At 65.8% G+C, this 18,459-nt stretch carries 20 protein-coding genes; 13 read left to right on the plus strand and 7 right to left on the minus strand.

Annotated elements, in window-relative coordinates; translation table 11 throughout:
* Nucleotides 1-12 precede the first annotated feature (12 nt).
* The 5 genes from aroE to mpl are packed head-to-tail and all read right to left on the minus strand — an operon-like array spanning nucleotide 13 to nucleotide 5,711.
* Nucleotides 13-882 (minus strand): shikimate dehydrogenase, encoded by an 870-nt coding sequence (aroE, locus tag CAL22_RS02695; protein ID WP_094810119.1) that lies wholly within the window; start codon nucleotides 880-882, stop codon nucleotides 13-15.
* Complete coding sequence (locus CAL22_RS02700) at nucleotides 879-1,751, minus strand: energy transducer TonB family protein (RefSeq protein ID WP_094810121.1); 873 nt, start codon at nucleotides 1,749-1,751, stop codon at nucleotides 879-881. Before CAL22_RS02700 ends, aroE begins: the two co-directional genes overlap by 4 nt.
* Before the next feature lie 44 nt (nucleotides 1,752-1,795).
* Nucleotides 1,796-3,676, minus strand: coding sequence for an RNB domain-containing ribonuclease (locus CAL22_RS02705; protein WP_094810123.1), 1,881 nt, complete (start codon nucleotides 3,674-3,676; stop codon nucleotides 1,796-1,798).
* 53 nt (nucleotides 3,677-3,729) lie between these two features.
* Nucleotides 3,730-4,344 (minus strand): YqiA/YcfP family alpha/beta fold hydrolase, encoded by a 615-nt coding sequence (locus tag CAL22_RS02710; protein ID WP_094810125.1) that lies wholly within the window; start codon nucleotides 4,342-4,344, stop codon nucleotides 3,730-3,732.
* Nucleotides 4,344-5,711 (minus strand): UDP-N-acetylmuramate:L-alanyl-gamma-D-glutamyl-meso-diaminopimelate ligase, encoded by a 1,368-nt coding sequence (mpl, locus tag CAL22_RS02715; protein WP_094810127.1) that lies wholly within the window; start codon nucleotides 5,709-5,711, stop codon nucleotides 4,344-4,346. Before mpl ends, CAL22_RS02710 begins: the two co-directional genes overlap by 1 nt.
* A 72-nt stretch (nucleotides 5,712-5,783) precedes the next feature.
* Between mpl and CAL22_RS02720 the strand changes: the two genes are divergently transcribed.
* From CAL22_RS02720 to CAL22_RS02780, 13 genes are all read left to right on the plus strand, one after another.
* Complete coding sequence (locus tag CAL22_RS02720) at nucleotides 5,784-6,329, plus strand: TlpA family protein disulfide reductase (protein WP_094810129.1); 546 nt, start codon at nucleotides 5,784-5,786, stop codon at nucleotides 6,327-6,329.
* A gap of 75 nt (nucleotides 6,330-6,404) precedes the next feature.
* On the plus strand, nucleotides 6,405-6,839 hold the full coding sequence (gene aroQ / locus CAL22_RS02725) for a type II 3-dehydroquinate dehydratase (RefSeq protein ID WP_094810131.1): 435 nt from the start codon (nucleotides 6,405-6,407) through the stop codon (nucleotides 6,837-6,839).
* 90 nt (nucleotides 6,840-6,929) lie between these two features.
* Nucleotides 6,930-7,376: an acetyl-CoA carboxylase biotin carboxyl carrier protein gene (gene accB / locus CAL22_RS02730; RefSeq protein WP_094810133.1), complete on the plus strand. Its 447-nt coding sequence runs from the start codon at nucleotides 6,930-6,932 to the stop codon at nucleotides 7,374-7,376.
* A gap of 9 nt (nucleotides 7,377-7,385) precedes the next feature.
* Entirely contained in the window at nucleotides 7,386-8,732 is a 1,347-nt protein-coding gene (gene accC, locus CAL22_RS02735; RefSeq protein WP_094810135.1) for an acetyl-CoA carboxylase biotin carboxylase subunit, read from the plus strand.
* 90 nt (nucleotides 8,733-8,822) lie between these two features.
* A complete protein-coding gene (prmA, locus tag CAL22_RS02740) occupies nucleotides 8,823-9,731 on the plus strand; it encodes a 50S ribosomal protein L11 methyltransferase (RefSeq protein ID WP_094810137.1) in 909 nt (302 codons plus the stop codon).
* A gap of 21 nt (nucleotides 9,732-9,752) precedes the next feature.
* On the plus strand, nucleotides 9,753-10,988 hold the full coding sequence (locus tag CAL22_RS02745) for a DUF3426 domain-containing protein (RefSeq protein ID WP_094810139.1): 1,236 nt from the start codon (nucleotides 9,753-9,755) through the stop codon (nucleotides 10,986-10,988).
* Between the two features lie 9 nt (nucleotides 10,989-10,997).
* On the plus strand, nucleotides 10,998-11,939 hold the full coding sequence (locus CAL22_RS02750; protein ID WP_094811082.1) for a carbohydrate kinase family protein: 942 nt from the start codon (nucleotides 10,998-11,000) through the stop codon (nucleotides 11,937-11,939).
* A 172-nt stretch (nucleotides 11,940-12,111) separates the two neighbouring features.
* On the plus strand, nucleotides 12,112-12,615 hold the full coding sequence (locus CAL22_RS02755; RefSeq protein ID WP_094810141.1) for a glycine zipper 2TM domain-containing protein: 504 nt from the start codon (nucleotides 12,112-12,114) through the stop codon (nucleotides 12,613-12,615).
* Between the two features lie 237 nt (nucleotides 12,616-12,852).
* Nucleotides 12,853-13,089 carry an acyl carrier protein gene (locus CAL22_RS02760; RefSeq protein ID WP_094810143.1) on the plus strand — a complete coding sequence of 79 codons (237 nt, stop codon included), beginning with the start codon at nucleotides 12,853-12,855 and terminating at the stop codon, nucleotides 13,087-13,089.
* On the plus strand, nucleotides 13,070-14,245 hold the full coding sequence (locus CAL22_RS02765; protein ID WP_094810145.1) for a D-alanyl-lipoteichoic acid biosynthesis protein DltD: 1,176 nt from the start codon (nucleotides 13,070-13,072) through the stop codon (nucleotides 14,243-14,245). The genes CAL22_RS02760 and CAL22_RS02765 overlap by 20 nt, the downstream gene beginning before the upstream one ends.
* Nucleotides 14,242-14,367 (plus strand): hypothetical protein, encoded by a 126-nt coding sequence (locus CAL22_RS21400; protein ID WP_012418628.1) that lies wholly within the window; start codon nucleotides 14,242-14,244, stop codon nucleotides 14,365-14,367. Before CAL22_RS02765 ends, CAL22_RS21400 begins: the two co-directional genes overlap by 4 nt.
* A gap of 7 nt (nucleotides 14,368-14,374) precedes the next feature.
* Nucleotides 14,375-15,502, plus strand: a complete 1,128-nt coding sequence (locus CAL22_RS02775; protein ID WP_094810147.1) for an MBOAT family O-acyltransferase — start codon at nucleotides 14,375-14,377, stop codon at nucleotides 15,500-15,502.
* An 11-nt stretch (nucleotides 15,503-15,513) separates the two neighbouring features.
* Nucleotides 15,514-16,950 (plus strand): D-alanine--poly(phosphoribitol) ligase, encoded by a 1,437-nt coding sequence (locus CAL22_RS02780; protein ID WP_094810148.1) that lies wholly within the window; start codon nucleotides 15,514-15,516, stop codon nucleotides 16,948-16,950.
* 46 nt (nucleotides 16,951-16,996) lie between these two features.
* On the opposite strand, the gene CAL22_RS02785 is transcribed toward CAL22_RS02780, so the two are convergent.
* Nucleotides 16,997-17,551, minus strand: a complete 555-nt coding sequence (locus tag CAL22_RS02785; RefSeq protein WP_094810150.1) for a YggT family protein — start codon at nucleotides 17,549-17,551, stop codon at nucleotides 16,997-16,999.
* 154 nt (nucleotides 17,552-17,705) lie between these two features.
* Nucleotides 17,706-18,308 (minus strand): histone H1-like DNA-binding protein, encoded by a 603-nt coding sequence (locus CAL22_RS02790; protein ID WP_094810152.1) that lies wholly within the window; start codon nucleotides 18,306-18,308, stop codon nucleotides 17,706-17,708.
* Nucleotides 18,309-18,459: the final 151 nt, after the last annotated feature.

Raw genomic sequence — 18,459 nt, forward strand, 5'->3', positions numbered from 1 at the left:
CTCCGGTGATGCCTAGTCCTCGGCCAGCAGCTCGGCGCGCAGCGTGGTCAGCACGGCCGAGGGGTCGGGACGCAGCCCGTGCCAGATGTAAAAGCTCTCCGCTGCCTGGCCCACCAGCATCCCCAGGCCGTCGGCCGTGCGCGCCGCGCCGTCGGCCGTGGCCTGGTGCATGAACGCCGTGGGGCGGGCCCCATACACCATATCGTAGGCCAGCGCGTCGGTGGCATACAGCCCCGGGGGCATGGCGGGCGCTTCGTCCCGCAGGCTGCTGGCGGTGGCGTTGACCACGACATCCCAGCCGCCTGGCCGGGCCGCATCGGGCAGACCGCCGGCGCTGACCCGCGTGCCGCTGTGCAAGCCGCTGGCTTGCCAGGTGGCGGCCAGTTCCGCGGCGCGCGCCGGACTGCGGTTGACGATCCGGATGTCGGCGCAGCCCGCCTCGGCCAAGGGTTGCAGGACCCCGCGGGCCGCGCCGCCCGCGCCGACCAGCAGCAGCCGTGCGCCCTGCAGTGCGGCGCCCAGGCGCTTGAGGTCGTCGACCAGCCCTACGCCGTCGGTGTTGCAGCCGTGCACCACCCCGTCGCGCCAGGTCAGCGTATTGACGGCGCCGGCCACGCGCGCGCGCGTCGACAGATGATCCTGCGCCAGGGCATAGGCCTCCTGCTTGAAGGGCACGGTGACGTTCAGGCCCCGGCCGCCTTGCAGGAAAAAGGTTTTTACCGTGTCCCGGAACCCGTCCAGCGGCGCGGCGAGCCGCTCGTAGTCGAGCGCGATATGGGTCTGCTCGGCGAACATCGCGTGGATTTGCGGCGAACGGCTATGTGCAATGGGGTTGCCGATGACAGCGTAGCGCAGCAGGGCGTCGGCCGGGGTGAGGCTCATGGTGCGGAGGTTTCCAGGGAATCGTTGACGAAGTGCCAGGTGCGTGTGATGACCAGCACGTCGGTGTCGCGGGCCAGATCGGGCGGAAAGGGGGCGAAGGGGGCGGCCATCTGCACGATGCGGCGTGCGGCCTGGTTGAGCACCGCGTGCTCCGAAGGCTGATCGATCTCGAACCCCGCCAGACTGCCGTCGGGGCGGATGCTGACCGTGATGCGCAGGCTGCCGTAGACGCGGCCGCGCGCTTGCGCGGGGAAATGCTGGGTGCCGATGGATTCGATGCGGGTGCGCCAGGCATCCAGGTAGGCGGCATAGGGCGAGGCCTGGGCGGCGGGCGCGACGAACGTTTTGCGCGGCAGCGCGCTATACGCCTGGACGCGGTTGGCCAGGGTGGCCACCTGGCCGTTTTGCACCAGCCCGGCCTGATCTTCGACGCTGTCGCCGGGGGCTTGCGACTCATCCCAGGGATGTACCGGCTCGCGCGCCGCGCCGGCCAGATCGGCCGAGGAAATCTGGGTCAGCAGACGCGTCTGCTCGGCCTCGAGCTGGGCCTGGCGCTTGCGCATGGCCTGCAGCACGATGGTGTCTGGCGAATCGCCCGTACGGGGCAGGGGGGAGCTGGCCACGCCGGCCTGCGCATTGCCGCCGCCGTCGACCGCGGCCTGGGCCAGCACCTGGGCCCGCGCGGGCGTGCTGTCGGTGTGGGCATTGACCAGGGTGACTTCCAGACTGGTGAGCGGCGTGCGCCGCGACGGCGGCGCGCCCAGGCGCCAGGCCAGCAGGCCCGCGTGGACCAGCAGCGAAATGGCGATGGCCACCAGCAGATAGCGCCGGTCGGCCACCCAGGAGGAGGGGAGGATGGGGCGATGCACCCGAGCATTTTAGGTGAACCGCCCGCTCCCCGCTCAGCGCGGTGTTATGCCGGACCGAGGTAGCGGCAGTCCAGTTCGAGCGCGAGCTCGTCCATGCCCATGATGTCGATTTCGACGGCCGCGCCGCGCTCGAGCTCGGGCAGCCCGCCGACGCGCGTGACCAGGGGCGCATTGCCCAGGCGCACCAGATCGTCACGCAGGACGTGGGCGACGCTGCGGCTGATGTTCTGCTGCCGCAGCCAGCGCAGGCACCAGTAGCGTTCCATGGCGTTCTGGAAGTCGGCCCAGGCCGCGTACTGCGCGTCGAAGGCGCCGATGATGGCGAACAGATCGGCATCCTTGGGTTTGAAGGGCGCGACCAGGCGCGCCGACACGCCGTTCTCCACGGCCGCGATCAGCTGCCACTGGTTGACCAGGTCGACATAACGCCGCAGCGGCGAGGTGCTCCAGGCGTATTGCGGCACGCCGATGGCCTCGTGCGGCAAGGCCTGGGTGCTCATGCGCACCCGCCCGGCCTGCTGCGAACGGTAGATGCCCGGCACACCATGCTGGTGCAGCAGGCCGCCCCAGAGGTTGTTGGCCAGGATCATGTACTCGGCCACCATGCGATCCAGCGGCGCATTGCGCTGGCGCGGCACCAGCCGCACCGGGGTGTCGGGATTGTCGGGGTCGCCGTCCAGGTAGAAGCTGTACTCGACCCGGCTGTTGTTCTCGGGCTTGCCGCGGATGATTTCGCGCTGAGCCGACAGCGACTGGGCCAATTGCCACAGGGGGCGCAGCCAGTGGCCATAGGGCAGCGGGGCGTCGGGGTCGGCCAGCGCGGCTTCGGTCACCTGGGTGTCGAGTTGGTTGTGGCGCAGGTTTTCGCGCACCACGATGCGTTCGACGCGGGTGTCGGAGGCGATGATCTCGCCCGTGGCCGGGTCGGCCGTCACATAGAGCGACAGGGCGGGGACTTCGCGCCCGGCGTCCAGCGAAAAGGTCTGGATCACCGAGTCGGGCTGCATGGGGATTTTGTCGCCCGGCATGTAGACCGTCGACAGGCGCTGGCGCGCCAGCTTGTCCAGATCGCTGCCGCGCGTGACCGCCAGGCCGGGGGCGGCGACGTGGATGCCCACGCGCACGCGGCCGTCAGGCAGGCGGGTTACCGAGAGCGCATCGTCGATTTCGGTGGTGGTGACGTCATCGATCGAATAGATCTCCGCGTCGGCCAGCGGCAGCTCCTGCGTGACCGCGGGCAGGCTGATATCCGGAAAACCCACGCCGCGCGGGAAGTTGACCGCCAGGAAGCGCTGCTTGTGCAAGGCCAGCGCATTGGGCCAGGCGCCCAGCTCCAGCAAGAGCCGGTCGGGGCTTTTCTGCAGGCGCGCGCAGGCCGCGTCCAGCGCCTTCCATTGCATGGTGTTCTTGTCGGGGCGCACCAGCAGCGATTCGGCCATCTGGCCGATCTCCTCGGGCAGCGTGCCCTGCGCCATGGCGTCGACCCAGGTCTGCTGCTGCTCGGCCTGGCGCTGTTTTTTCTCCAGCGCGGCCAGCGCGGCTTGCAGGATGTCGGGCGGTGCCGGACGGTAATGGCCTTTGCCGCGGCGGTGGAAGTACACCGGCGCGCCGTGCAGGCGCATCAGCAAGGCGGCCTGCTCCACGGCGCTGGGCGCGTGGCCGAAGTAGTCGGCCGCCAGTACCGGGGCGTCGAACTCTTCCTGAGGCGCGCATTCCCACAGAAAGGCCAGATCGATATCTTCAGCCAGCGCGGCGGCCTCGCGCATCAGCGCGGCCGGCTCCGGCGCGGCAAAGTTGAACAGGGTATTGGCGCGCTTTATTTTGCTGCGCTTGCCCGACTCCGACTCCACCTGCAGGCTGGTGTCGGTTTCCGACAGGATATTGCCGGCTTTGAAACTGCCGTCATCTTCGTAAAACACGTACATATATCAGTCCATCGGGCCGGGGCGCAGCGCGGCCGGGCGTATCGGGAGTTTAATCAGTGGGGGTGAACCAGGGCAAAATCAAGTACCTCCGGCAGCCATTGCGCGAAGTCGGACAGGCCATGGTCGCTGCCCGGAATGATGCGTTGGCGGCAGCCTTCGAAGCGATCGCGCATCTCGCGCCAGTCCAGCACTTCGTCGCCGGTGGCCGCCAGCAGGAAATACCGTTGCGGACGGGTCAACTCCGGGACATCCAGCTCGCGCAGCTCCTGCACGTACTCGGGCAGAAAGACGAAAGGGGCCGGCGAATGATACATCGTGTGTTCGCCGACCTGGGTGGCCAGGTCCCGCGCGGCATGGACCGCCGGGTTGATCAGCACTGCCTTGCAGCCCAGTTGTTCGGCCAGCCAGGTGGCGTAATAGCCGCCCAGCGAGGAGCCGACCACGGTCAGCGGCGTGGTGTCGTCGTCGGCCAGCAACTGCCGGGCCGTGTCCCGCGCCAGCGCGGCTGCCGCGCGCGGGCTGGCGGGCAGCGCCGGGCAGGCGTAATCCTGCTGCCGGCCCCGTTCGGCCATGGCCTGCCCCATCAGCCGGGCTTTGAAAGAGTCCGGTGACGAGCGGAAACCGTGCAGATACAGGATTTTGGCGGCAGGCATGGCGGCGGGACGCATCACACCCGCGCCAGCGCGTTGAGCAGTTTGTCGTGCACGCCGCCAAAGCCGCCATTGCTCATCACCAGGACGTGGTCGCCCGGGCGCGCGGCCTGGCTGACGGCCGCCACCAGTGCGTCGAGGTCCTCGTAGCTGCTGGCGCGTTCGCCCAGCGGCGCCAGCACCTCGGCCGGGTTCCAGCCCAGGGCGTGCTTGCCCTCGTGGGCGCCAAAGCAGAACACCAGATCCGCGCCGGCCAGGGCCTGCGGCAGGCGCGCCGCCATGGTGCCGAGTTTCATGGTGTTCGAGCGCGGCTCCAGGACGGCCAGGATGCGGGCCGGGCCAACCTGGCGGCGCAGGCCCGCGACGGTGGTCGCGATCGCGGTGGGGTGATGGGCGAAATCGTCGTAGACCGTCACGCCGTGGACCGTGCCGCGCAACTCCATGCGCCGTTTGACGCCGGCGAAACGGCTCAGAGCTGCCACGCCCTCGGCGGCCGGCACGCCGACGTCCTCGGCCGCCGCCAGCGCGGCCAGGGCATTCATGCGGTTATGTTCGCCGCCCAGCGCCCAGCGCACGGTGCCCACGCTGTGGCCCTCGCGCAGCACGGTAAAGGCGCCATCCTCGTCGACCGGGCCCGCCTGCCAGGCTCCGCCCGCGCCAAAGCGCACCGTGCGCGACCAATTGCCCCGCGCCAGTACGCGCTCGAGCGCTTCGCTGCGGGTGGGCAGCACGATGCGGCCTTCCGAGGGGATGGTGCGCACCAGGTGATGAAACTGCGTCTCGATGGCGGCCAGATCCGGAAAGATGTCGGCGTGATCGTATTCGAGGTTGTTCAGGATGGCCGTGCGGGGCCGGTAATGGACGAACTTTGAGCGTTTGTCGAAAAACGCGGTGTCGTATTCGTCGGCCTCGATGACGAAGGGCCGCACGGTAGGCCGGTAGCGCGCTGAAACCTTCAGGCCGGGCGCCACGCCGCCGATCAGGAAGTTGGGCTGCAGGCCAGCCTCTTCCAGTATCCAGGCCAGCATCGAGCTGGTGGTCGTCTTGCCATGGGTGCCGGCCACGGCCAGCACATGAGCCTGCGGCAGGATGTTGTCGCCCAGCCATTGGGGTCCGGAGATGTAGCGCGCGCCGCTGTTGAGGATGGCTTCCATCAGCGGGTTGCCCCGGCTGACGACGTTGCCGATCACGAACAGATCCGGCTTGAGGGAGAGCTGGTCGGCGCCGAAACCCTCTATCAGAGAGATGCCCTGTTCGGTCAGTTGGGTGCTCATGGGCGGGTAGACGCCCGCATCGCAGCCTGTCACTTTATGGCCAGCCTCGCGCGCGATCAGCGCCAGTCCGCCCATGAAGGTGCCGCAAATGCCAAGTATATGTAGATGCATGGGGTTCTCCTGCAGGCATTGTAGAGGGGATGGCCGTGGCCGGCTTGGGCGGTGCCGGTATATGATGGGCGCATGAACCGACGACTCTTCGTTTGCGCAGGGGCAGTCGCCGTCGCGGCGGCCGCAGGTGGCTTTATCTATACGCGTTCGGCGCGGCAGGCCCCGCCGCCGGCGGTGCCGCCGCCGGCGGTGCCGCCGGACGCGCTGGCCAGCCTGCTCGCGCTGTCGTTGCCCGATCTGGACGGCAAGCCCCAGGCCCTGTCGCAATGGCGAGGCCAGCCCATGGTGATCAATTTCTGGGCCACGTGGTGCGCGCCCTGCGTCAAGGAAATGCCCGAGCTTGACGAACTGCAGAAAAAGGCCGGCAAAGTCAAATTTGTCGGGATCGGTGTCGATACCGCCGACAACATGCGAAGATTCGTCGCCAAAGTGCCGGTTTCCTACCCCTTGCTGGTGATGGGCGCCGGGGCGGTCGATATGCTGCGCGGGCTGGGCAATCCGGCCGGAGGGTTGCCATTTACCCTGGTTTTGAATGCAGATGGCAGCATTAAGCAGAAGATCCTCGGCCAGATCGATCCCGCTGTGCTGGAAAAGACAGTTATGGGCCTTGCCGCCTGAGCCAGTTGCACAAATAGTTCAAATTGGCGTAAAAAGGCGGTTTATCGATTGTTTTGCCAGCAACTGGCAGGCCAAATGGCGCGACGCATACTGGTATTGCACGGCCCGAATTTGAATCTCCTCGGAACGCGGGAGCCCGAGATCTACGGCAGCCTTACGCTGGCACAGATCAACGCGGGTCTCGAATCCCTGGCGACGGAGCTCGGCGTGACCTTGTCGGCTTGGCAGAGCAATCATGAAGGGGCCTTGGTGGATCGTATCCAGGCGGCAGCCCGCGACGGTACGGATTTCATCATCATCAATGCGGCAGCCTACACCCATACCAGTGTGGCGGTGCGCGATGCGCTGGCCGGAGTGGCGATCCCATTTATTGAAGTACATTTGTCCAACCTGTATAAGCGCGAGACCTTCCGGCATCACTCCTACCTTTCCGATATCGCCATCGGCCTTATCAGCGGTCTGGGAGCGAACGGCTACGAGGCGGCCTTGCGCTACGCGGCGCGGCATTGACACTCACCCGGACCCACGTTTTTCCTTAGCAAAACATCACGAGCATCCGCCCAGCGCGGGCGCCGCCAACATTATCGGGAAGCAGCTTCCATGGACCTCCGAAAACTCAAGACCCTGATCGACCTCGTGGCTGAATCGGGTATTGCCGAGCTTGAAATCACTGAAGGCGAAGGCAAGGTTCGCATCGTCAAGTTCTCCCAGACCCTGCAGCCGGTTGCCTATCATGCGCCGGAAGCCGCCCCGTCGGTCGTGGCCGCTGCGCCCGCCGCCGCCCCGGCCGCGCCCGCCGCGCCCGTGGTGCAGGGCCATGTCGTCAAGGCTCCCATGGTCGGTACGTTCTACCGCTCGCCCAACCCTGGCTCGGCGCCCTTCGTCGATGTCGGCCAGACCGTCAAGGAAGGCGATGCGCTGTGCATCATCGAAGCCATGAAGCTGCTTAACGAGATCGAAGCCGACAAATCCGGCGTGATCAAAGAAATCCTGGTCGAGAACGGCGAACCGGTCGAATACGGTCAACCGCTGTTCGTTATTGGCTGATAGCGAAAAATGTTTGAGAAAATCCTGATCGCCAACCGCGGCGAGATTGCTCTGCGCATCCAGCGCGCCTGCCGTGAGCTGGGCATCAAGACCGTGGTCGTGCACTCGGAAGCCGACCGCGAAGCCAAGTACGTGCGCCTGGCCGACGAGTCCGTGTGCATCGGGCCGGCCCCGTCGCGCGAAAGCTACCTCAATATGCCGGCCATCATTTCGGCCGCCGAGGTGACCGACGCCGAGGCCATTCACCCTGGCTACGGTTTTCTGTCCGAGAACGCCGACTTCGCCGAGCGCGTCGAGAAAAGCGGTTTCGTCTTCATCGGCCCGCGTCCGGAAACCATCCGCCTCATGGGCGACAAGGTCAGCGCCAAACACGCCATGATCGAAGCCGGCGTGCCGGTGGTGCCGGGTTCGGAAGGCGCGTTGCCGGATGATCCGCAGGAAATCATGCGTGTTGCCCGCGAAGTGGGCTATCCGGTCATCATCAAGGCCGCAGGCGGCGGCGGTGGCCGCGGCATGCGCGTGGTGTATACCGAGGCGGCCCTGATCAACGCGGTCAACATGACGCGTTCGGAAGCGGGCGCGGCCTTCAACAACCCCGAAGTCTATATGGAGAAGTTCCTGGAAAATCCGCGTCACGTGGAGATCCAGGTGCTGGCAGATGGCGGACGCACCGCCGTGTGGCTGGGCGAGCGCGATTGCTCCATGCAGCGCCGCCACCAGAAAGTCATCGAAGAGGCGCCGGCGCCGGGCATTCCCCGCCGCCTGATCGAGCGCATCGGCGACCGTTGCGCCGATGCCTGCCGCAAGATGGGCTACCGCGGCGCGGGCACGTTCGAGTTTCTGTTCGAAAACGGCGAGTTCTATTTCATTGAAATGAACACCCGGATTCAGGTCGAGCACCCGGTGACCGAATTGATCACAGGCGTGGATCTGGTTCAGCAGCAGATTCTGATCGCCGCCGGCGAAAAGTTCACCTTGCGCCAGCGGGATGTGGCGTTCAAGGGCCATGCCATCGAATGCCGTATCAATGCCGAAGATCCCTTCCGCTTCGTGCCCAGCCCGGGGCGGATCACGAATTGGCATACGCCGGGCGGCCCGGGCGTGCGCATCGACTCGCACGCCTACAACAGCTACTTCGTGCCGCCCAATTACGACTCGATGATCGCCAAGGTCATCACTTATGGCGACACGCGCGAACAGGCCCTGGCCCGGATGCGCATTGCGTTGTCGGAAATGGTGGTCGAAGGCATTCAGACCAACATCCCGCTGCACCGCGAGCTGTTGCAGGATGCCCGCTTCATCGAAGGCGGCACCAGTATCCATTATCTGGAAAACAAGCTGGCTCAGCGTCCCTGAGCAGCGATCGGGGCCCGCGTGGCCCCGTTTTTTGTATTGATGGCGACAGGGCCCGCGTGACGCGGGCCTTGCCGCAAGGAAGAAGCACATATGCGTGAATTGGTCCTTTATTGCCGTGAGGCCCAGGCCGAGGCACTGTCCGACGCGCTGCTGGAAGCGGGCGTGTTGTCGGTTTCCGTCGAGGATGCCGATCTGGGCACCGAGGACGAGCGGCCGCTGTTTGGCGAACCCGGCACCGAGCCTGCCGTGCAGGCCTGGGACCGCAACCGCGTGGTGGCGCTTCTGCCCGATGGCGCGGATCCGGCCCAATTGCTCGAAGAAGCTGCGCAATCGGTCAGTTTGGATGTGGCCGAGTTCGCCGGCTGGAGCTTGCGCGACGTGCCGGACGCCGATTGGGTGCGCCTGACGCAATCGCAGTTCGGGCCCATTCGGATCTCCGACCAACTGTGGATCGTGCCCAGCTGGCACCGCGATGACGACAGCGTGCAGACCCCTGCCGGCGGTATCCGCATCGAACTCGATCCCGGTCTGGCTTTCGGCACCGGCAGCCATCCGACCACCCATCTGTGCCTGGCCTGGCTGGAAGCCGAGCTGCCCGCCGGCGCCGACGTGCTGGATTACGGTTGCGGCTCGGGCATTCTGGCCATCGCCGCCCGCAAGCTGGGCGCCGGCGACACCACGGCGGTGGATATCGATCCGCAGGCCGTGCAGTCCACGCGCGACAACGCCGACGTCAATCAGGTCAGCTTGCGGGCGCAGTTGCCCGAAGGCCTGGCCGACGGGCAGTTCAAAGTCGTGGTGGCCAACATCCTGTCCAATCCGCTGAAGGTGCTCGCGCCCATGCTCGCCGGCCGGGTCGCGCCCGGCGGGGATCTGGTGCTGTCCGGTGTGCTGCAACGCCAGGCCGAAGAGGTGGCCGCCGCTTATGCGCCCTGGATCGCCATGTCCGTCTGGCGCGAGCGCGACGGCTGGGTTTGCCTGCACGGACGCAAGGCCTGACGCACGGACAGAGGCAAGATCATGTCCCTGGTGACACGCTGCCCGCATTGCGCCACTGCCTTCAAGGTGGTCGCCGATCAATTGCGGGTGCGCAATGGATTGGTGCGCTGCGGCGTTTGCAATACCGTATTCGATGGCCGCGCCTGCCTGGTGACCCCGGGCGAACCCGACGCGGCCAATCGGCCGCCGTTGCCGGTGGTCGAGCAGGCGATCGTGCTGCCGGCCTGGCAAGCGGCGGCGGCCCCCGTGCTGCCCGAGCCGCAACCGCAGCCTGAACCCGAGCCCGAGCCCGAGCCCGAGCCGCCGGCCCCGCGCGCCGAGGCGCCCGCGGTGCTGCGCACCCGGCAGGCCATGCGCGAGGCGCGGCCGCCCGAGGACGTTCCTGAGGACGTGCCGGAGGACATCTCCGAGGACGAGGAGGACGATCGCGAGCCGCCGCAGGCCGACGCGGCGCAAGCCTTCGGCCCGGCGCCGGCCGAGGCGGCCGACTCCCAGGCCTGGCGCGCGACCTTCCGTGGCGAACGCCGTGACGACGCGCCGCCGAGCTGGCGCATCAGCGCCGAACCGCAAGTCTGGCGCCGGGTGGCGCGTGAGCCCGGCTTGAGCGCCGACGCCGACGATGCGCGGCGCGATGAACCCACCTGGGACGACGAAGACGGGCCCCTGGTCCCCGGCGAGCGGCGTACCCGGTATTCCAGCGCCACCGACAGCGGCCGCACGCCGCCCGAGTTTCTCGACGATGACCGGCAACGCTCGCGCGGGCTGGGCCGCCGGCTCTGGGCCGTGGCTTGCCTGCTGGCGCTGGTGGCGCTTGGCTTGCAGTTGCTCTATGTGCAGCGCAGCGCCGTGGCGACCAGCCTGCCGTGGCTGCGGCCGGTGCTGGAGGCGGCTTGCAAACCCCTGGGTTGCACGGTGGGCTACGCGCGCCGGCTCGAGCGCATCGCCATTACGTCCTCGTCCCTGCGCACGCCGCAGGGCGCGGCGGCCAGCGCCGCGCAAGGGCGTGCGCCGATGGTGCTCAACGTGGTCATGCGCAATCGTTACGACAAACCCCAGCCCTGGCCCGCCCTGGTCCTGGAGTTGACCGATATTTCAGATACCGTGGTGGCACGCAAGGTGCTCATGCCCCAGGATTACCTCGATCCCGCCCAGGCCGCCGGGCCTTTCGGCGCGGGCGCCGAGGTCACGCTGGCGGTGCCCATCGAGATCCAGGGCATCAATGTCAACGGTTACCAACTCGATAAATTTTTCCCCTGAAGGATGACCATGGCTTCTTCTGTGCTGGTATGCGGTTCGATGGCGTTCGACACCATCGCGGTCTTTGAAGGCCACTTCAAGGATCACATCCTGCCCGATCGCATCCAATCGCTGAGCGTGTCCTTTCTGGTTCCTGGCATGCGCAAGGAATATGGCGGCTGCGCCGGCAACATCGCCTACAACATGAAGTTGCTGGGCGGCCAACCGGTGCCGGTGGCCACGGTGGGCGAGGATTCGGGCGACTATCTCGAACGCCTGGGCGGCCTGGGCATCGACATCAGCCGCGTCAAGACCGTGCCTGGCACGTTCACCGCGCAGTGCTTCATCACCACCGATCTGGACGACAACCAGATCACGGCCTTCCACCCGGGCGCGATGGCCTTTTCGGCCCAGAACGACCTGAGTCAGGCCGACGCGGCCTGGGCCATCGTTGCGCCCGACGCCAAAGAGGGCATGTTCGCCCATGCGCAGGCGCTGGCCGCGCGCGGCATCCCCTTCATCTTCGATCTCGGCCAGGCCATGCCGCTGTTTGACGGCGCCGACCTCGAGCGCATGCTCGGCCTGTGCCAGGCATTGACGGTCAACGATTACGAAGCCAGCGTGGTCGAGCAGCGCACCGGCCGCAAGATGGCCGAGATTGCCCGCAGCTTGCGTGCGGTGATCGTGACGCGCGGCGCCCAGGGCGCCACGCTTTACACCGATGGCCAGGAAATCCAGATCGAACCGGTGCAGGCTGCCGAGGTGGTCGATCCCACCGGTTGCGGTGATGCGCACCGTGCCGGCCTGCTCTATGGCTTGATCGCTGGCTGGAGCTGGGCCGACAGCGCGCGGCTGGCCAACCTGATGGGCGCCATCAAGATCGCGTCGCGGGGCCCGCAGAATCATGCGCCGGCGCGCGAGGAGATCAGCCGCCGCCTGCAACAGGCCTACGGGCTGGCCTTGCCGGCCTGAGCCACGGGCAGCGGCTCGGGCGCCGCTGGCCGGGCGTGCTTTTATACTGTGGGCAGGGCGCCGGGCCCGCATGACTGATTTTTTGGTTGCACCCTGTTTCTCGCCTGGCAACGAAACCTGTTGCGGGGGAGTATTATCGAATGTGTCGGTACATCCCGATCGAGGAGTCTCAATGAGCACAACTATTTCTTCGTCTGTTTCGGCTGGCCGTATCGCCCGCGGAATCGCCGTGGTGACCCTGGCTGCTGGCATGGTGACGTTGGCCGGTTGCGCCAACCGCAGTGCGTCGGCCGGTGTTTACAGCTACGACCAGGCTCAGCGCGAGCAGATCGTTCGCACGGGCACGGTGACGGGCGTGCGCCCGATCACCATCCAGAATGAAAAGTCCAGCGGTGTCGGTCTGGTGGCCGGCGGTGCCCTGGGCGGCGTGGCGGGTAACGCCATCGGCGGCGGCACGGGCCGCGCCATCGCCACCGTCGGCGGTGCCCTGCTGGGCGCGCTGGCCGGCAACGCCGTTGAAAACCAGGTCGGCAAGAACTCCGGCTACGAAATCACGGTTCGCCTGGATAACGGCGAAACCCGTGTCGTGGCCCAGGAAGCCGACGTGCCGGTCAGCGTTGGCCAGCGCGTGCAGGTCATCAGCGGCAGCGGCCCGACCCGCGTCGTGCCCTACTAAGCCGCTTGCGGCCGCAGGGCTAGAAACACCCCCCGGGCGGCAGCGCCCGGGGGGTGTTTTACTTGGCAAAGGGCCCCGGCGCCGCCGCGGTGTTGCGGTATTTCAACAGCGGCGGCGCAGGGGCCCAAAAAATTTCAGAAATTTCAGAACAGAGTCAGTATCCCTTGGTATAGTCGCGCTGCTAACTCCGGGGGGCGGGGGTAATCGGCCTTAACAGGCTGCGCGGCAACATAGACTATGCACACTGAGCAAGAACTCCATACCCGTATCGCCGAGATCGTTGAATCGATCGTTCTGAAAAAAGTTACCGTCGATACACCCCTGATCGCATCTGGCCTGGTCGATTCTCTGGCCGCGGTGGATATCACGCTGGCCGTCGAGTCAGAGTACGGCTGTAGCATTCCGGCTCCGGAAATCGCCGAGCACATGCAGTCGGTCCGCACGCTCGCCGGCTATGTCGCTGCCCATACGTAATACCCGGCTGCTGTCGCATATCGCTGCGGCACTCACGGCCTGTGTATTGGCCATGGCGTTTTATTGGGTAGCAGATCGTTTTCTGGACAGCAATGTCCAGCCGATCTCCAACGCGCCGTCGGTCACGGACAACTATCTGCCCAATCTGGGACCGGACTGGGGCACGCAGCATGTCAACCTGAACCGGCTGTCTCGCGCCTTGAGCGACGGCACGCTCGTGGTGCTGGGCTCCTCCGAGTTGTCCAGCCATGACTTGCGCTTCGTGCCGTATCACTTTTTCCCGCGCGAACTGAAAGTGCCGACGCTGGCCTACGGCCACGCCATGTTCCAGTCGTACGGCATCGTCAGTGTGCTGGAATCGGTGGCCGACTCGCTCACGCCCAATACGCGCCTGGTGGTGATGATCTCGCCGGCCTGGTTTGCCTCGGGCGGGCAGTTGCCGCGCTCTGCGTTCGCCGAACACGTCACCGGCCCGGTCTGGGACCGGCTGTGGAATCGCCAGGCGACCCGCGAGCAGATGCAAACCTGGATCAGCGACAACGCCAACTGGGGCTTGCTGTGGTTGTTGGCCAATGGGCAGGTGTCGGAGTTCAAAGACAAAGTCGCGGCCTGGTGGCATGCGCGCAGTCAGCCGCAGCTCGACATGCCGCGCAGCGCCCTGGCCGTGCCGGCGCACAAATTCGTGAGCTGGCCATCGTCGGCCCGGCTGTCCGGCCAGCACTGGAGCGAGCTGATCGATCAGGCGACCGATGTCGAGCGCGAGTTGGGCAGCAAGAATCCCTACGATGTGCGCGACGACTACTACGAAAAGTACTTGGCCATGCTGCCTTCGCCGGCGCGTAATGAGTTTCCGGATGTCCCGCCCATGACCCGCCCCGAGCTGGGTGATCTGGCGCGCGTCATGGCCTTGTTGCAGCAGCGTAAAGTCCGGGCCTATTTCGTCATCCAGCCCTTCAATCCCAAGCTCATTCTGGACGTCGAGCGCTTCGATCCGGTGGTCACGGCCATCATGGGCATGTGCGAGCGTTACGACATGGGTTGCCTGGATCTCTACAGTATTCCCTTCCAGCCCGGCATGGTGCGTGATGACATGCACCTGGCCGAAGTGGGTTGGGCCTTGGCCGATAGAGGCATTGCGGAGTTCTTCTCGCGATGAAGCGTTTCTTCTGGCATCTTTGCCTCTATCTTGGCCTGATCCTGGTCTTCATCCTGCAAGCGCAGCCCACCACGGGCAGCGGCGGGCCGATCAAGGTCGAATTCCAGTACCAGCAGTTCTGAGCCGGCCATGGAACTGTTCGGTAGCCTGAGTTTCTTCGGCGGCGCCATCATCGGCGGCCTGGGCCTGTTGATTTATCGTTCGTTGGCCGCGCCCTGGCGGCTGGGCTATCGTCACGTCATCGCGGCCTTGTCGGTGCTGATCTGGCTGGCGGTCTTCGGCGTGCGTCCCTGGCAGCCGGCGGCGCTGTACGCCATTGCCGGCGCCGCGTTGTGGGCCAACCGCCGCGGCTGGATCCCCACGTGGGTCGCCGTGATCGTGACCATGACGCCGCTGCTGCTGGTCAAGACTGGCGCGACCCATCTGCCCGCCATGTTGGGGCTGTCGTTCGCGACCTTCCGCGCCATCGATGTGCTGTTGTTTGCGCACCGCGATGAGCGTCTGTCGCCGCTCGATTACTTCATTTATCTGTTCTTCCCGCTGACCCTGCTGGCCGGCCCCATGTACCGGTGGCGCAGCTTTCAGGCAGACCTCCGGCGCGGCTACGATGGGGTCACGCTCGACACCTGGCTCAGCGGCCTGGAGCTCACTTTACTGGGCATCATCCAGAAGTTCGGGCTGGCCGAAGCCATCTGGCGCTATGGCCTGTCCACGCTGGACGCGCACGACTACTCCTTCACCGGGGTGGTGTCCAACGCGACGCTCTACAGTTTTTATCTGTTCTTCGACTTTGCCGGCTACAGCAATATGGCCATCGGCATCGGCATGTTGTTTGGTTTCGTGCTGCCGACCAACTTCCGCAATCCGCTGGCCAGCGCCAACCCGCAGGATTTCTGGCGGCGCTGGCATATCAGTCTGTCGGAATGGCTGCGCGACGTGGTCTTCATGCCCATTTACAAAGCCCTGGCCAAGACCGCGTTCTTCGGTCGCCACCGGCTGGCCGCGCAGAACATCGGCATCTTTGCCACGCTGCTGGCCATGGGCATCTGGAACGGCCTGACCTGGCACTACGTCGTCAGCGGCCTGATGTTCGGCGCCTATTCCGTGGGTCACAACCTGCTTATCAATGCGGCTCGCACCCGCCCCGCGCTGGCGGCCTGGCTGGGGCGTGGCTGGGTCAAGTTCGCCGGCCGCATCATCACGCTCATCCTGGCCGCGCTGGCGCTTTATGTCTTCAGCGGTCGTAGCCCGATCTGAGTCCTCCTGCCATGCGTTTTGATCTGAATACTTTCGAATTCGTCGCGTCGGCGCGTGCGCCGCAAGCGCTGGCCGTCTCGGGCTCGGACGGCGATCTGAGCTGGGAGCAACTGGCGCAGGCCGCCGCGGACTGGGTCGAGCGGGCCCGCGCGCAAGGCATCGCGGCCGATGTGCCGGTGGTCGTCTACGGGCACAAACAGACCGCGTTTTTCGTGGCCATGGTGGGCGCGTTGATGCTGGGGGCGCCTTTCGTGCCCGTCGACACTATTTACCCGACGGAGCGCCTGCGCCGCATCGTCGAGATCGTCGGGGCCGGCGCCGTCTACGACGCCGGGACGGATCGCTTCGAGGCGGGTGCGCCGCAGCCTCGCGCGCTGGATGAAAAAGGGCTGGCCTATGTGATCTTCACCTCGGGCAGCACGGGAGACCCCAAGGGCGTGCAGATCGGCCGCGAGAGCGTGGCGCTGCTGGGTGTGTGGCTGGGCACTTTCGGCCTGGGAGAGGCGCCGGTCTTCATGAATCAGGCGCCTTTTAGCTTCGACCTGTCGATGTACGAGGTCTTCGGCGCCCTGGCGCTGGGCGGCGCTTGCGTGCTGAGCGCGCGGGAGCAGATCGCCGCGCCCGCCGAGTGGTATGCGCGTCTGGCTGCGCATGGCATCAGCTGCTGGGTGTCGACGCCATCGTTCGCGCATCAGCAATTGGTCAATCGCGATTTTTCGCCCGCGACCTTGCCGGCGCTGGATACGTTTCTGTTTTGCGGTGAGCCGCTGACCGTCGCACTGGCCAAAAAATTGCGCCAGCGTTTTCCGCAGGCCCGCATCATCAATACCTATGGCCCGACCGAGGCCACGGTGGCCACCACGGCCATCGTCGTCGACGACGCCGTGATTGCCGCGCACGATCCGCTGCCCATCGGCTACGCCAAGCCGGATTCGCGCGTCTATGTGCAAGACGGCGAGCTGTGCATCGTGGGCGACCACGTCATGCGCGGCTATCTCAACCGTCCCGACCTGAACGCCACGAAATGCTTCCGCGATGCCGACGGCCGCCGCGGCTTTCGCACCGGCGATCTGGGTGAAGAGGGCGAGGCAGGCTTGCTGTTTTGCCGCGGCCGCATGGATGACCAGATCAAGCTCAACGGCTATCGCATCGAGCTGTCCGAGATCGATGCGGCCTTGCACGGGCTGGCTGGCGTGCGTGGCGGCGCCTGCGCCGTATTGCGCCGCCCGGATGGCACGGCCGTGCGGCTGATTGGTTTTCTGGATGCCGAGGTGGCGGCGCCGGCCTATGCCAGCGAGGCGGCTCAAGCGGATTGGAAGCGCTTGCTGGCCGAGCGGCTGCCGCCGTATATGGTGCCCTCGGAGCTGGTGGTGTGCCCGGCCTTGCCGGTCTCCAATAATCACAAGACCGACCGCAAGAAGCTGCTGGAAATCTACGCCGGCCTCTGAAGTGAAACAAGGCGCCGTCAGGCGCCTTGTTGCTATCCGGCTGGCCTCAGATGCCGCCGTAAGAAAGGCGGGTGAGCATCATGGCGGCGATTTGGGCCAGGATGAGCAGCACCAGCGGGGAGAAATCGATCGCCGTGCGCGGCAGAATGCGGCGGATGGGGTCAAGCAGCGGGGCGGTCAGCGTCTGCAGCAGCGCCATCAGCGGCGACATGGGGTTGATCCACGACAGCACCGCCTGGATCAAGGTCAGCCACACGATGAGATTGAGTGCCCAGCGCATCTCGGTAAACAGCGCGGTCAGCAGGATGCGCGGCAGCGCACTGGCCGGCGGCAGCATGCCCATGGTGACCAGGATGACCAGCAGGAAAAACACCAGCGCGGCCAGCCAGGCCGCGAACAGGCTGGTCCAGTCGATGCTGCCGGTGGCGGGAATCACTCGCCGCAAAGGCAGGATGAGCCAATTGGTGGATTGGTAGATGGCCCGGGCCAGGGGATTGAAGGGGTGCAGCCGCACCGCGTGCATCCAGGCCCGCAACAGCAGGGCCGCCCCAAAGAGCGTGAACAGGATGTCGATGAGAAAACGCAGGATATCGCCGATCATGGACTATCTACCAAAAGTAACGCGTTCTATTGTCGCATGGTGCTTGTGAAAACCATGTGGCTTTCATTGCGTTGGCGGCACGATGCTTGGGGCATGAAAAAGCCGCCCGACTTGCGTCAGGCGGCTTGATGCCTACCTCAGGCTGGCGAGTCCCTTAGGGACGGCCACCCGTGGGGAAGGGCCACGACGCGGCCGGATTCAGCGCGGTCTTGGCGCCCGGGGCAGCAGCCGTGGAGGGCTGCGTAGCGGGCTTCTTGGGGGCAGCCTTTTTGGCAGCAGGCTTTTTAGCCGCCGGCTTCTTGGCAGCAGCCTTCTTGGCAGCAGCTTTCTTGGCAGGCGCCTTCTTGGCGACGGCCTTCTTGGCTACGGCTTTCTTGGCAACGGCCTTCTTAGCGACGGCTTTCTTGGCGACGGCCTTCTTGGCGACAGCCTTCTTGGCTACGGCCTTCTTGGCCACGGCCTTTTTGGCGACGACCTTCTTGGCGACAGCCTTCTTGGCTACGGCTTTCTTGGCCACGGCCTTCTTGGCGACAGCCTTCTTGGCGGCCGGTTTCTTGGCGGCTACCTTCTTGGCTGCGGGCTTCTTGGCCGCAACCTTCTTGGCGGCGACCTTCTTGACCGCCGGCTTCTTGGCAGCGACCTTCTTCACAGCGACCTTCTTGACCGCAGCCTTTTTGGCGGGGGCCTTTTTGGCCACAGCCTTCTTGGCGGCGGGTTTCTTCACCGCTTTCTTGGCGGCTTTCTTGGCAGTTGCCATGGTTATGCTCCTTAGGTTCAGGGGTCCCAGAACTTAAACCCGCGTCACGGAACGCCAACGGCGAACCGCACCCGGGCTATTCATCGGCGCATGCCGCTGTCCCTTGCGGGCGACAGCTTGTACGGCTTGCGCTAATGAATTCAGCACAGCC

The organism is Bordetella genomosp. 12, from assembly GCF_002261355.1.
In the GTDB taxonomy this organism is placed as follows: Bacteria; Pseudomonadota; Gammaproteobacteria; order Burkholderiales; family Burkholderiaceae_B; genus Bordetella.

Bases quoted from the DNA above. Each gene is read 5' to 3' on its own strand.
- aroE (WP_094810119.1), bottom strand. From the start codon at position 882: ATGAGCCTCACCCCGGCCGACGCCCTGCTGCGCTACGCTGTCATCGGC.
- CAL22_RS02705 (WP_094810123.1), bottom strand. From the start codon at position 3,676: ATGTACGTGTTTTACGAAGATGACGGCAGTTTCAAAGCCGGCAATATC.
- CAL22_RS02710 (WP_094810125.1), bottom strand. From the start codon at position 4,344: ATGCGTCCCGCCGCCATGCCTGCCGCCAAAATCCTGTATCTGCACGGT.
- mpl (WP_094810127.1), bottom strand. From the start codon at position 5,711: ATGCATCTACATATACTTGGCATTTGCGGCACCTTCATGGGCGGACTG.
- CAL22_RS02720 (WP_094810129.1), top strand. From the start codon at position 5,784: ATGAACCGACGACTCTTCGTTTGCGCAGGGGCAGTCGCCGTCGCGGCG.
- aroQ (WP_094810131.1), top strand. From the start codon at position 6,405: ATGGCGCGACGCATACTGGTATTGCACGGCCCGAATTTGAATCTCCTC.
- accB (WP_094810133.1), top strand. From the start codon at position 6,930: ATGGACCTCCGAAAACTCAAGACCCTGATCGACCTCGTGGCTGAATCG.
- accC (WP_094810135.1), top strand. From the start codon at position 7,386: ATGTTTGAGAAAATCCTGATCGCCAACCGCGGCGAGATTGCTCTGCGC.
- prmA (WP_094810137.1), top strand. From the start codon at position 8,823: ATGCGTGAATTGGTCCTTTATTGCCGTGAGGCCCAGGCCGAGGCACTG.
- CAL22_RS02745 (WP_094810139.1), top strand. From the start codon at position 9,753: ATGTCCCTGGTGACACGCTGCCCGCATTGCGCCACTGCCTTCAAGGTG.
- CAL22_RS02750 (WP_094811082.1), top strand. From the start codon at position 10,998: ATGGCTTCTTCTGTGCTGGTATGCGGTTCGATGGCGTTCGACACCATC.
- CAL22_RS02755 (WP_094810141.1), top strand. From the start codon at position 12,112: ATGAGCACAACTATTTCTTCGTCTGTTTCGGCTGGCCGTATCGCCCGC.
- CAL22_RS02760 (WP_094810143.1), top strand. From the start codon at position 12,853: ATGCACACTGAGCAAGAACTCCATACCCGTATCGCCGAGATCGTTGAA.
- CAL22_RS02765 (WP_094810145.1), top strand. From the start codon at position 13,070: ATGTCGCTGCCCATACGTAATACCCGGCTGCTGTCGCATATCGCTGCG.
- CAL22_RS21400 (WP_012418628.1), top strand. From the start codon at position 14,242: ATGAAGCGTTTCTTCTGGCATCTTTGCCTCTATCTTGGCCTGATCCTG.
- CAL22_RS02775 (WP_094810147.1), top strand. From the start codon at position 14,375: ATGGAACTGTTCGGTAGCCTGAGTTTCTTCGGCGGCGCCATCATCGGC.
- CAL22_RS02780 (WP_094810148.1), top strand. From the start codon at position 15,514: ATGCGTTTTGATCTGAATACTTTCGAATTCGTCGCGTCGGCGCGTGCG.
- CAL22_RS02785 (WP_094810150.1), bottom strand. From the start codon at position 17,551: ATGATCGGCGATATCCTGCGTTTTCTCATCGACATCCTGTTCACGCTC.
- CAL22_RS02790 (WP_094810152.1), bottom strand. From the start codon at position 18,308: ATGGCAACTGCCAAGAAAGCCGCCAAGAAAGCGGTGAAGAAACCCGCC.